Source organism: Marinospirillum insulare DSM 21763, from assembly GCF_000686905.1.
Taxonomy (GTDB): Bacteria; Pseudomonadota; Gammaproteobacteria; order Pseudomonadales; family Halomonadaceae; genus Marinospirillum; species Marinospirillum insulare.
This window is the reverse complement of the sequence record NZ_JMLW01000011.1, coordinates 78709-92095: the sequence shown is the minus strand read 5'-3', so window position 1 is coordinate 92095 and position 13387 is coordinate 78709. Positions and strand designations below refer to the sequence as shown.

Genomic DNA, 13387 nt, shown 5'->3' with positions numbered 1-13387 from the left:
TAGGGAAACACTGAACAAACCCTAAGTCAGCCAGCATTTGGTAAACTAGCCTAAAACCTTAAGTTCTGAGTCTAAACTATGCAAATCTCTTTCTCCGAAGCTGAGTTTACTAGCAAAAAGAAACAAACCCGCCGTGATCGCCTGTTAGCAGATCTGGAAAGTCTAGTCCCTTGGTCTGCTCTAGAAGCGGTTATTGAACCCTTTTATCCTAAGACAGATGGTAAACAAGGGCGCCCTGCCATGGGACTTTCACGTATGTTGCGTATGTACTTACTGCAACAGGTGATGGGATTTTCTGACGAAGGTGTAGAGGATGCAATCTATGATAGTGCAGCGATTCAACTTTTTATGGGCATCGCACTGGGACGTGACGCTGTACCCGATGCAACGACCTTATTACGCTTTCGCCACTTGTTGGAAGAACACGATCTAACACAACAAATCTTTGCTGTGGTCAATCACCAGCTAGCCAATCAGGGCATGTACATTAAAGAAGGTACAGTGGTTGATGCCACTATTATCGCTGCACCCTCTTCGACCAAAAACAAGCATAAAACTCGTGACCCAGACATGCACTCAACCAAAAAGGGTAATCAGTATTATTTTGGTATGAAAGCTCACATCGGTGTTGATGCTGCCAGTGGTCTAGTACATACACTCAGCACCACAGCAGCCAATGTACATGACGTCACCCAAACCCATGCATTGCTGCATGGCGAAGAACAAAAGGTTTATGGTGACTCTGGTTACTTAGGTGCTGATAAGCGAGAAGAAAACAAAGACAAAGATGTAGAGTGGGTAATTGCAATGCGTCACGGTAAACGCCGTAAGCTACGTGCTAATGGTACAAAAGAAGGTCAGTTAATAGACAAGATTGAAACGGTAAAAAGCCAGATACGCTCCAAGGTTGAGCATCCCTTCTACTGGCTGAAAGTACAATTTGGTCACCGCAAAGCTCGTTACCGTGGTTTAGAGAAAAACACCGCGCAGCTCTATAGCTTATTTGCATTAGCCAATCTATTTTTATCGAGGCGATGCATGCCTAAGGCGGGATAAATCCGCCTAAAAAACGGGCTTATGCCCTAAAAGCAGCAAAAACCGAGTCAATATACCCATAATTAGGCTTTTTTTTGTAAAAAACAGAAATCTCAGCGCAAATATAGAAAATTAGTGAATTAGCTCATTTTAAAGCTTTTGTTCAGAGGCTCCTTAGCTACTGACTAGCTATGGCTAATTACTAACCCTTAGAATTTATAGTTAGTGCTGAAGTCTACTGCTAGGAGCAAACACCATAGCTGGCTTTAAAAGAAGAAGGTTATACCGTTAATGGTGAGATGCTTAAACCTGAGCAAACAGGTCAACTATTAAATTGGGATGCAACTCAAATACCTTTTTAACTTATTGCCTTTTAGTAGTATTGTATGAAGTTAATATAATATAGAAGCTGCTAAAGCAGTAAGGCATCGCTGATGAAGAAACTAACCCCCGCTAAGCTAATTCAATTATTTGTGGGCTTTTTATTAACGAGTTTGTTAATAGGAAGTTTGCAGGCTGCTGAAACCCGTTCACCCACCACGGCTGATCATAGTAAGTTTAAGGTGTTGCAGGGTGATTTTAAGTCGGCTCCAGAAGTAACTGAAGCTTGCCTAAGTTGCCATACCGAAGCAGCAAGCCAGGTTAAAAAAACTACCCACTGGACTTGGCTCTACGACCATAAAGAAACGGGTCAGCAGCTAGGTAAAAGTAAGGTAATGAATAGCTTTTGCGGTATGGTTGTGACCAATGAACCACGCTGTACTTCTTGCCATATAGGTTATGGCTGGAAAGACATGAAGCAACCCCCGCCAGAAGAAGAGAGTGCAGTGGATTGTTTAGTGTGCCATGACACCACTGGCGGCTATAAAAAATTTCCTGTTTTGTCGGGCTTTCCTACAGAAATTCCCCGCGAATGGCCTAAAGGCAGTGGCAAAATGGTGATGCCACCCAACCTAACTGAAATAGCACAGCATGTAGGTGCAAGTAACCGTGAAACCTGTGGTAGCTGCCACTTTTATGGTGGTGGCGGTGATGGTGTTAAACATGGTGATTTGGATTCCTCTTTAGCTAAGCCAAATGCGGCACTAGATGTTCACATGGATGCTAACGGTCTGAACTTTAGCTGCTCTGAGTGCCATAGTACTTGGGGGCACGATGTTGCAGGTAGCCGTTACCAAGTAAATGCCAAAGATACTAAAGGGCTTGTTAACCCAGGCCATGGCGAAGTGAAAGCAGCAAGTTGTGAGTCTTGCCACAATAGCGATCCGCATCCGCAAGCCAAGCTTAATCAGCACTCAGAAAAAATTGCCTGCCAAAGTTGCCATATTCCTGAATATGCCCGTGGTGGTGTTGCCACTAAAATGTGGTGGGATTGGTCAACGGCTGGTCGTTTAACTGAAGAAGGTAAGCAGATTAACCAAAAAGATGAACAAGGTCGCTTGGTTTATAGCAGCCAAAAAGGTGACTTTGGTTACGGTGAAAATGTGGTTCCTACCTACGCTTGGTTTAATGGCACCGTGGAATACACGCAAATTGAAGATGAGTTTGATACTAGCAATCCCCCCTTAGGTGTTAACCGCATTCAAGGTAGTGCAGGTGATCCTGATTCGCGCATTTGGCCCTTTAAAGTCATGCGTGGCAAACAACCTTTCGATACGGTTCATAACACCCTTTTAGCAACCCATGTATTTGGTGCTGACGATACGTCTTTCTGGAAGAATTTTGACTGGAATAAGGCTTTACAAGATGCCAGCGACAAAACAGGTTTTGCTTTTAGTGGCGAATACGATTTTGTAGAAACCACCATGCACTGGCCAATCACTCACATGGTTCCATCTGCTGACCAAGCTTTAGAGTGTGCTGCTTGTCATAGTGCAGACAGTCGCTTAGCAGGCTTGCCGGGTATTTATATGCCTGGCCATGACAGTAATGAATGGTTGGATCGTATAGGTTGGTTAGCCGTATTGATGACTTTAATCGGTGTTGTTTTCCATAGAATTGCCTTGATTATTTCTAGAAAAATAAACAAAGCTTAAAGCAAAAAGGAATATTGTATGAGTCAAGAAATGATTTTTAAACGCTTTGAGCGGTTTTGGCACTGGTCACAAGCACTGCTTATTTTTGCCCTAATTTTTACTGGTTTTGAAATTCATGGCAGCTATTCGGTACTAAGTTTTGCTATAGCAGTAAAGCTACATACCTTAGCTGCTTGGGCGCTTATTGTGTTGTGGATATTTGCTATTTTTTGGCATTTAACCACAGGTGAGTGGAAGCATTACTTACCCACCAGTAAAGGTTTGTTTGCTGTGGTTTATTACTATGCAGTGGGTGCTTTTAAGGGTGAAAGCCATCCGTACAAAAAAACAACCAATGCTAAGCACAACCCGCTACAGCGATTAGCCTACTTAGGCTTTAAGCTAGCTATTTCACCGGTTATTTGGATTTCAGGAATGTTGTACCTGTTTTATGGTGATTGGCCTGCCGCTTTGACTGAAACCCTGTCACTAGAAGTCGTAGCCTATATTCATACCGCGGCAGCTTTTGCAATGATGGTTTTTATTATTGGGCATGTATATATGACAACCCTGGGTAAAACAGTGTTTAGCCATATTAAGCCGATGATTACGGGTTATGAAGACACAGAAAAACCTGATGTAAAAAAATAGGCAGTATAAATAAAAAGTAAGCGTAACAGCAACCCCACCTTTTAGCGCAGTCTCATACCACTAAACTAGGCTCCACTTTACTTAGGAGCAAGTGATGAAAAAGCGTACCTACCGCACCAGTGAGCAATGGGCTGAGCTATTTAATTCTTATGAACAGAGTGGTCTAACGATTGCCGACTACTGCCAAAAAAACAAGTTAAGCCAGTCCTATTTTATCGTCAAATACCGCCAGCACACAAAAGTCAGTTTAGAGGGTAGTAATGAGTCAGGCTTTGTTAAAGCACTACCACCTTCGCTACCCATTAAGAGTGCTAACAATTTAGTTCTAAATTATAACGGTGCACAGCTTCAGTTACCTATTGCTGTCGAGCCTGTCTGGCTCGCTCAATTATTGAAGGCGCTGTCTGCATGAAAATGTTTGTGGAGCCTCCGGCAATCTACTTGCATAAGTCACCCGTAGATTTTAGAAAAAGCATTAACGGTTTAAGCGTGATTGTTGAAAAGCAGATGAAGCTAGCTTGCTTTAGTGGTGCGCTGTTTGTCTTTTGTAATCGGCAGCGCGATAAACTGAAAGTGCTCTACTGGGATAAAACAGGGTTTTGCTTGTGGTATAAACGCTTAGAAAAAGACAAATTCAAGTGGCCTAAACGCATGACGGGCGAGGTAATAACCCTCACTGATCGCCAGTGGCAATGGTTATTAGAAGGCTTAGACATTGAAAAAATGCAAGGTCATAAACCATTAGAATACAGCACAGTTTTTTAATAAAAAAAGCTGGATTTTGTCTTAAAATCAGTGTGTTAGTTAGTCTGTTTTGATATAATTAAACCCATGAAAAACACTGATGCCACGCCACTTCCAGACGATATTGAAAGCTTAAAAAAGCTCGTTTTGTCGTTGCAGGATGAGTCGAAAAAGTATCAACTACTTTACTATGAAACACTAGAAAAATGGCAGTTGGCTCTAAAGCAACGTTTTGCTGCCAGCAGTGAAGGCTATCAAGGCCAAGGTGAATTATTTAACGAAGCCGAAGAACAGCTAACGCCAAGCGAAGAGGAAGTCGCTGCCGAAGAAACCATTACCTACACCCGTAAGAAAACGCGTCGTCCTAGTCTAGCGCCTGAACTACCCCGTGAAGATGTGCTACACGACCTTGATGAAGCAGACAAAGTCTGTGATGACTGTGGCAATGATCTACACCGCATGGGTGAGGAAGTTAGCGAGAAGCTAGAATTTATCCCCGCTACCGTTAAAGTTATTCGTCACATCCGCCCAAAATACAGCTGCCGTTGCTGTGAACAAAAAGCCACACAAACAACCATTAAAATAGCGCCCGTTCCAGCCAGTATTTTACCCAAAAGTATTGCTACCCCCACACTCTTAGCTCAAATCATTACCGCCAAATACCAGTTTGGCTTACCCCTGTATCGCCAAGAAGCTTTATTTAAGAGTTTTGGTATTGAGCTGCATCGACAAACCATGAGTCGTTGGTTAATCAAGCTGGGACAGCAACTTCAGCCACTGTATGACCGAATGCATCATCGGCTACTTGAGCAGCCAGCTTTGTGGTCAGACGACACCCCCGTTAAAGTGTTGGACGTTGATAAAACCCAATGCACTATGTGGGTGTATGGCTGTGGTGGTGATAAACCAACTACTACGGGCAATAGTCCACCCCTACCCAATATTGTGCTCTACGATTATCAAGATGGCCGTGGTGGCACACACCCTAATCACTTCTTAAATGGTTATACCGGCCTATTGCAGGTTGACGGTTATGCGGGTTACCACAAAACTCAAGCGACGTTAGCGGGTTGCTGGGCGCACGCACGGCGTAAGTTTATGGATGCTAAGGCTGTACAACCCAAAGGTAAAACAGGGCGTGCTGACCAAGCCTTAAACTTAATTCAAAAACTCTACGGTATTGAAAAACAACTAAACCAAGCAACAGCTAGAGAAAAACAAGCGCTTCGCCAAACAGAAGCCGTGCCCATCATGCAGCAACTCAAAGCTTGGCTGGATAAAACAGCACTGCAAGTGCCGCCTAAAAGCACGATAGGTGCTGCGGTTCACTACACCTTAAATCAATGGGATAAGCTGCAGGTTTACCTTGAGCAAGGCGAAGTCGCTATTGACAATAATCGTGCAGAACGAGCCATTAAACCTTTTGTGATCGGAAGAAAAAACTGGCTCTTCTCCAACACCCGAAGTGGTGCCCATGCCAGTGCTTTACTCTACAGTTTAATTGAAACAGCCAAAGCCAATGGCATACAACCCAGCGTTTACTTAACAGCCTTGTTTGAGCAACTCCCTCACAGTAAAGCAAACGACTCACTTGATCATTTACTACCTTGGGCAATGACACTTTAGGCAACAAAAACCAGCTAGGCTAGTTGACGCAGGATTAAATAGGTGGGGTTGTTGTTACGCTTACCTTATAGCTGCCACCTTTCGCTAGACCACTCACGCTGATGAGTATTGGCCTAAGGGGCTTATTATATGCTAGCAAGCTTTAATGCCTGCACGGACACATTTGTAAGCAACTTGGCTAGGTTTGATAAAAACTTATATATAGGTATAACTATATAGCTTTTTTGAATTTCGACCTGACTAACAGCACCACCAAATAAATGGCCGCAGCAAGCAGCACGATCACCGCACCCGTTGGCGAGTCTGTTTCATATGCAACCGCCAGACCACTAAAAATACTTATCCCCGACAAAAGTGTGGCAACCAACATTAACCGCCCCAACGTTGATGCCAACATCAAGCCAGTGGCTGCCGGTAAAGTCAGCAAAGCCATAACCAAAATCAAGCCTACCGAGTGCACAAGAATAACTGTTGCCAAGGCAATCATCACCAACAAGCCCAAATAAAGAAGGTGTGTTTTCACGCCACGCAAACGCGCAAATTCTTCGTCAGCTAAGGTTGCCATTAAAGGGCGATAAACCAGTGCAAGCAGAAGTAGCATTAGCAAATTAAGCCCAACCATCATCATTACTTGGTCACGACTAACCAACAATAAATTGCCCAGTAAATAACTCATTAAATGTGTGCTATATCCTGGCGTTTTAGCAATCGCCAAAATACCAATAGCCATTCCAACAGCCCAAACAGCACCAATCAACATATCCTCTCGTTGCTGATACTTTATCTGCACCCAGCCAATTAACAAAGCAGCAAAAATTGCTGATATAAAAGCACCGATTAATGGAGATTCACCCAAATAATGAGCCACTCCCATACCACCAAGCACTGCATGTGCAATGCCACCAGCCATAAAAGCGATGCGCTTAACTACAACCAAACTGCCAACAACGCCACTACTAATCGCTGCCACCAGCCCAGCTAAAGCCACCAATTGTAAAAACTCAAAATGCCACAATGCCTGAAAAAAATTCATCTGTGCCTCGCATCAGGGTTATTAGTCATTTTTTTCAAAGGCTGCCAATTCAAACAGTGATCAACGCACACCACTTTATTGGCATAACGACTTACAACTTCCAAATCATGGGAGACCACAATCATTGTTGTTTGCTGGTTTAATTTAGCCAACAAGTCAAAAATTTTCAGTCCCGAACTGGTATCAAGATGAGCAGTAGGTTCATCAAGCAAAAGAATCTGTGGTTCTGCTGCCAAAGCACGCGCAATCAAGACACGTTGTTTCTGCCCACCAGATAACTGCGCCAGAGAACGCTCAGCCAAATCATCCGTACCCGTAGCGACTAAGGCTTGCTGAATCTGAATTTTGTCAGTAGGCGTTAGCCAAAAATTATGTGCACCACAATTTAAGCGCCCTTGAGCAACCAACTGCCGAACAGTAATCGGAAAATCCTGAATATGGCTGGCAAACTGAGGAACATAACCTAGATTAGGTCCAGCATGATCGGGCTCATTATCTAATACCCGAATTATGCCTTGATCAGGTTTCAGCAATCCCAGCATTAGCTTAAGCAGGGTGGTTTTACCACCACCATTAGGACCAATTAAAGCTAGAAAATCACCTTTTAAAATCGACAAATTTACATCTTCAAACACTTTTTGACTCTGCGGATAGCTAAAACTAACCGCTTTAATATCAACCACTGGCATTATCATTAAAGATTCTCAGCCAGCACTTCTGCTATCAGATGCATATTGGCAATAAAATCTTCAGCCAGAGGATCCAGATGAAGAATTTCAGCATCTAAAGCATCAGCAATTGAACGGGCAGCGCTTTGATTAAACTGACTTTGAACAAAAATAACCCTGACATTTTCTCGCTGCCCCAAAGCAACCAATTCAGTTAATTGTCGGGGAGAAGGCTCTTTCCCATCGCGTTCAATAGGAATCTGCCGTAGGTTGAACTCTTCAGCCAAATAACCCCACGCAGGATGAAAAACCATAAAACTGTGTCCTGCTACAGGTTGAAGCATGGCTTGCATATCAGCCTGAAGGGTTTCTAGTTTTTGCAAATAAGCCTGATAATTCGCATCGATTAACTCAGCCTTTTCCGGCAATAAATTGATCAAAGCCGTACGCATATTAGCTAACTGTGGCTTTAACAATTCTGGGCTAAGCCAAACATGCCGGTCGCGTCGCTCTGGGGGTGGTAGTCGATCAGCCGGTATTGCAGCAAGATGGTTGGCTATTGGTTGGCGCTCTATACCTGCAACTGCGTCAACAAAAAGCACCTTAGGGCTGGATTCCTTCATTCTAGGCAACCAAGTTTCTTCAAAAGGCACACCGATACTAAAATAAAGTGCAGCCTGATTAAGTTGAGCCATTTTTTGAGGACTAAGCTCATAAATGGCTGGACTTTGCCCAGGAGGAACCATCACTTCAACATCAACCCAGTCTCCAGCTAAGGCCTCAACCCAGCCTTTTTGCGGCAAAATACTGACAAAAACCGAAGTCTTATTTTGGTCTTCTGAGGCAGACAGCGCACCAGAAATAAGCAGCAGCATGACCATAAATATAGAGTGATAACGATTTGCAATCATTATTGATTATCCTTTACTTGTTACGTTATAACGTTATACATTAATCTGATTAACGCACAAGTCAATAGGTCTTTTAATGAACCATTTAACCTCCAGCAGCATCTTTTCCAGAACTTTACTCAGCGCAGCTCTAATCACTGCCGGTTTATTCAATTCAAATTCACTGCTTGCCTCAGAGTCTTATTTGGATACTTTAGTTGTTACTTCAGCCACACGAACACAGCGTTCGGCGGAAACATCCCCTTTTGCCACCAGCCTAATTACCGAGAAAGAAATCATGGCACTGGGAGCGATTACATTGAGGGATATTTTGATGCACAGCTCCAGTGTATTTGCCAATCCCGGATTAGGTGACATTTCCATACGTGGTGTTGGTGGCAATGGAACATTGCTACTGGTTGATGGCCGCCGCCTGGGTGGTGAGTCTGGTATGGGGTTCGAGATGAACCGCATTCCAGCCTCAGCTATTGAACGCATTGAAATTGTTAAAGGACCAATGGGGGTTCTTTATGGTTCAGATGCCATTGGTGGTGTAATTAACATCATCACAAAAAAACCTCAGGCGGGTTTTGAAGGCATGTTAGCAACCAGTACCGGATCAAATACTTCAGGCGATGCAGCGCGTTACCAGCTAGAAGGTGATGTGCGTGGCCGTGAAGGTAAACTGGGTTATAGCGGTTGGTTTAGCTTAATAAAACAGGAAGAATATTCTGAAAATGAAACGGCAATGCTATTAGTCGGTTCACCTAGCGGCTCAACCAAACCATCAGGTCACCCTAATAATCAGGTAAGCAGTAACCTTAACGACAGCTACTCAGTCAATGTCAGCTACCGAGAACCTAGCAAACTGCTGAATATCGGCGGCACGATTGAATATCAGGCCACCGATAGTTTAGTGCTGGCACTGGATACCAGTTACTTGCTAGAAAAACGTGATGGATCGTTCATTGCCAGCATGCACCCTTCAAATTATGGAGCCAGCGGATTTCCGGTGCGCAATGTCCCCATTGAAAATAATTGGACCAATGACCGACTGGATCTTGCTGCACGTGCAAAATGGGAAGTGAACGAGCAACTACTGGTGAACTGGCGCTCTTATCGCTCTTATTATGAAAAAGAAGAGGACATCACCAGCCTAATTTGGCAAGACATGGGGTATAGCTCACAAGCAGATTCATCCAGTGTTTCCGGGACGGGCAAAGTCACGGTCATCAACCATGAGCTACTGACTACTTTCAAACCCCTTGCCACACATCGTTTTTTGGCTGGAGCAGAATATAGAAGTGAAGAACGCTCCGCTCCTTTTTTCAATCCACAAAATATTCAAGAGAGCGTAAAGCACAACTTCAGTGCTATTTTTGCTCAGCATGAGTGGGATGCAACAAATCAATGGACTTTGATTTACGGCTTACGTTATGACCAAGCTTCTGATGCTGAAAATGCTGCCAGTGGCACTTTAGCAAGTAATTATCGCTTTAATGAAACTTGGCGAGTCCGAGCCAGTTATGCACGCGGCTATCAAACACCAGGCCTGCCTCAGATCTTTCTGAACCGAGAAACACCACAAGGCCGAGTGATAGGTGCAGCCGTTGTTGATAATGGTTTGGGCAAAGAGGCTTTTGATTTAGATCCAGAAACCAGTGATAACTTTGAGCTTGGTATTAGTGGCCAGGGGTCAAACATACACGCTAATCTCGCTATTTTTCATAATCGGATCAGTGACCGTATAGACCGTGTGAGTGAAGGTGATTACACCACCTATCGCAATGCCAGTGAAGCGCAAATTAACGGACTAGAAGTAGATGTAACCTGGCAGATTCAACCTGCATTAAAATTACTGACTACTTTCACTTATCTGGATACAGAAAACAAAGATACAGGAACCTCACTGACCTTCACACCTGATTTGCAGGCTAGCCTAGGGGTGAAATGGCAAACCACTCAAAATTTATCGCTTTATCTGGACAATAAATACATCGCCGAGCAATTTATTGATGATAAAAACCAAGCAGATGATTTTTATATGACAAATATTCGTGCGACTTACCTACCTGCACAATGGATGAATACGGAGTTTTACGTGAACATAGAAAACCTGCTTGATGAAAAAATAGATACTCTTTTAGGGTCTGATCCCGGCGTTCGCTTTAATCTAGGAGCCCGCTATTATTTCTAACAATCAATCTTCATAAAGTTGCTGTCTTAGCTGTTTTATCAGGCTTTGCAGTGCATTCAGGCAGTTTTCAACTTTAACTAATGGCTGTGTTTCATGGGGAGGGGAGGGGTTCTACTGGCACCCTCTTTGTGCGCTGACTGCACCAAATTAGTGCTTACTTCGTTATATGATTCCCGCAAACTAAAGATAGTGTATTGTTTTTAAAGGGTTATCTTTTTATGGCGCATTTCTTGCTTGGTTTAAATGTATTGATTCAAATCAAACAATAGCAGCATTTAAACTTTTCAGTATTTATGATCCACATACGATGGAGACTGCCGATGAAACAGCTAATCAGCCATGAAATGAACCTATCTGCCTCAGAAAAACGCTGGCTGCCGGTTTTTGGCAGTAATGGTAAATTGCAATTAGGCTGGTCTTGCTTCCTTAATCGTCAGCTTTATCCGGTGATTGAACAAATTTTTGAAGGCATCGCTTCTACTCGTGTAAAAATTCTGCAGCAATGGGCCACCAGTCATTGGCAGCATTTAGATGAGCTGGCTGCTCAGTGTGCTGAAGCGGATTCTTCTCAGTGGTCAGGTTTGCTGCTTAGACGAAAAGATCAGGTTGGTGATTTTTCCGAGCTTTTTATTGTTAGCTGTGAAGGTCAGATTTTGACTTCCAGTTATGCTGCACGTAATGGGCAGGCGCATAGTGGTGGGTCTTTAACTCAGGCATTGCAAGAGGGTTTAAAAAAGCCTTTTCTTCATGGCTCTTATGTAGATCCGGTCACTCTGGAATTAGGTGCTTCTACATCTAGTTTTCATGATGCAGTTACCCTGATGTTTTATCAGCCTTTAATACAAAAAGGTAAGGTTATTGGCTGTATTGCAGGTCGCGTTCCAAATGATGTTATCGGTGATTTGATTCAACGGGAAGCGGGTCATGTTTATCCTGAATCAGGCGATAATTATATTTTTATGGTTAAAGCCGGATTTGATGCTAGCGTGCAACCAGGTACAGCTTTATCCCGATCCCGCTTTGAAGACAGTACCTTTTCTCATGGTGAGAACCTTAAGCAAGGTATTCATACTAAATGGGGCACGGTTAGTGTTCAGAACCATACAGAACTGGAGTTGAAATTCATCGATCCTGCAACAGGTAAGCTCCACCCAGGAGTCAGGGAAACCATTAAAAATGGCAGCAACTTATTTATCACTTACCCAGGTTATTCAGATTACCGCCACATTCCTGTTATAGGTAAGGGCACAACTTTTCAATTGCCTGGCTCACCAGATCGCTGGGGCATGATGTGTGAAGGTGACTTAGAAGAAGTGTATCGCCGCCGTTCAATCAGTGTCGGTTTGATGAATACCTATCTGGTGACTGTTATCGCATTAATGGTAACTACAACCCTGTTGCAACATTTTTCCCCTTTTGGTTTGTTACCAACCTTGCTATTAAATACTCTGATGCTAATTTTTTCTGCTTGGGTTTTTGCCAATACTGGCCCCAAGCGCGTGGCAGAACGTTTGCGTAAAACGACTCAAATCATTCGTACCATTGCAGAAGGTGAAGGTAATCTGAAACAACGTCTGGATACTGAAAATATGTCACGGGATGAAAGTGGCAGCATGGGTCGTTGGATAAACAGCTTTATGGATAGTCTTGACGGCATTATGGGACAAGTTATTCAGACCACTGGTGCCGTTCAGCATAATAATGAAACAATGTTGACACGTACCCAAGAGGCCAGACAAACCAGCCGAGAAGTGAATGAGGTTATCGGCAAAATGCTGACCCTGGTTGAAGATCAGTTAGGTGAAATCAACCAAGCCTCACAAACAGCAGAAAGCATGAAAACAGTAATGGATGAGGTGGTTGAAAGTGCTAGGGAACAGTTTGAAGCGGCACGCACCGGAACCTTGAGTATCCGTAAAGTGGTTGATACCACTGCTGAGCGGGTGCATCAGCTTGATAGTAGAATGAAAGAAATAGGCGATATTGTTTCGATGATTACTGATATTACCAGCCAGACTAATTTGCTGGCACTAAACGCAGCGATTGAAGCCGCACGTGCAGGAGAAGCGGGCCGTGGTTTTGCTGTCGTTGCGGATGAAGTTCGTTCATTGGCCAGCCGCACCGCTGAAGCAGCATCGGAAATTCAAGCTACTGTATTCAGCCTGCAAGATGAAACGCGTGCCGCTGTTAGCTTTATGGAAGAGGGTGTGAAAGAAGTGGATCAGCGCCTTAAAGATGCAGAGTCTGCCAGCTCTGAAAACACGGAACTCCACCAAGTAGTCAGCCAAATGTTTAGCATTATTACGCAACTAAATGAACGCAGCCATTTTTATGGCTCATCCATCAGACAGGTTGAAGTAGCATCTAGCGAAATGAGCCAGGTTATGGACGAACTACAAGACAGCGCCCACCAAGTAAAACACTCAACTCAAAGCCTGCAGCAACTGGTCGGACGATTTACTGTCAGTCCGGCCAGATCTAGATAACTATGAATAGTTTTAATAGTGATGCAACAAAAGCTAGTTTAT

General features: G+C 43.6%; 11 protein-coding genes. 8 read left to right on the top strand and 3 right to left on the bottom strand.

Translation table 11 applies throughout. The features are described 5' to 3' along the window. The first annotated feature begins 78 nt into the window (after positions 1-78). The 6 genes from BP27_RS0106175 to tnpC all read left to right on the top strand — a co-directional run bounded on the left by BP27_RS0106175 (position 79) and on the right by tnpC (position 6071). Positions 79-1056, top strand: coding sequence for an IS5 family transposase (locus tag BP27_RS0106175; protein ID WP_027850812.1), 978 nt, complete (start codon positions 79-81; stop codon positions 1054-1056). Between the two features lie 413 nt (positions 1057-1469). Continuing rightward, complete coding sequence (locus BP27_RS0106170) at positions 1470-3071, top strand: tetrathionate reductase family octaheme c-type cytochrome (RefSeq protein ID WP_051610391.1); 1602 nt, start codon at positions 1470-1472, stop codon at positions 3069-3071. Between the two features lie 18 nt (positions 3072-3089). Continuing rightward, complete coding sequence (locus BP27_RS0106165) at positions 3090-3701, top strand: cytochrome b/b6 domain-containing protein (RefSeq protein ID WP_027850810.1); 612 nt, start codon at positions 3090-3092, stop codon at positions 3699-3701. Between the two features lie 94 nt (positions 3702-3795). Continuing rightward, positions 3796-4113, top strand: a complete 318-nt coding sequence (gene tnpA, locus BP27_RS0106160; RefSeq protein ID WP_027850809.1) for an IS66 family insertion sequence element accessory protein TnpA — start codon at positions 3796-3798, stop codon at positions 4111-4113. Next, positions 4110-4466 (top strand): IS66 family insertion sequence element accessory protein TnpB, encoded by a 357-nt coding sequence (tnpB, locus tag BP27_RS0106155; RefSeq protein ID WP_027850808.1) that lies wholly within the window; start codon positions 4110-4112, stop codon positions 4464-4466. Before tnpA ends, tnpB begins: the two co-directional genes overlap by 4 nt. A 66-nt stretch (positions 4467-4532) precedes the next feature. Beyond that, positions 4533-6071 carry an IS66 family transposase gene (gene tnpC, locus BP27_RS0106150; protein ID WP_027850807.1) on the top strand — a complete coding sequence of 513 codons (1539 nt, stop codon included), beginning with the start codon at positions 4533-4535 and terminating at the stop codon, positions 6069-6071. A gap of 211 nt (positions 6072-6282) precedes the next feature. Here tnpC and BP27_RS15425 read toward each other — a convergent pair whose 3' ends face one another. From BP27_RS15425 to BP27_RS0106135, 3 genes are read right to left on the bottom strand one after another with little or no spacing between them, the layout of a single operon-like run. Further along, entirely contained in the window at positions 6283-7104 is an 822-nt protein-coding gene (locus BP27_RS15425; protein ID WP_036239544.1) for a metal ABC transporter permease, read from the bottom strand. Next, positions 7101-7799 carry a metal ABC transporter ATP-binding protein gene (locus BP27_RS15420; RefSeq protein ID WP_051610388.1) on the bottom strand — a complete coding sequence of 233 codons (699 nt, stop codon included), beginning with the start codon at positions 7797-7799 and terminating at the stop codon, positions 7101-7103. Before BP27_RS15420 ends, BP27_RS15425 begins: the two co-directional genes overlap by 4 nt. Continuing rightward, positions 7799-8683: a metal ABC transporter solute-binding protein, Zn/Mn family gene (locus tag BP27_RS0106135; protein WP_036239542.1), complete on the bottom strand. Its 885-nt coding sequence runs from the start codon at positions 8681-8683 to the stop codon at positions 7799-7801. Before BP27_RS0106135 ends, BP27_RS15420 begins: the two co-directional genes overlap by 1 nt. Positions 8684-8867: 184 nt before the next feature. Here BP27_RS0106135 and BP27_RS0106130 point away from each other — a divergent pair, with 184 nt between their 5' ends. Both BP27_RS0106130 and BP27_RS0106125 read left to right on the top strand, forming a co-directional pair. After that, positions 8868-10859, top strand: coding sequence for a TonB-dependent receptor plug domain-containing protein (locus BP27_RS0106130; protein ID WP_160169824.1), 1992 nt, complete (start codon positions 8868-8870; stop codon positions 10857-10859). 320 nt (positions 10860-11179) lie between these two features. Beyond that, positions 11180-13345, top strand: coding sequence for a methyl-accepting chemotaxis protein (locus BP27_RS0106125; RefSeq protein WP_027850804.1), 2166 nt, complete (start codon positions 11180-11182; stop codon positions 13343-13345). The last annotated feature ends 42 nt before the right edge of the window (positions 13346-13387 follow it).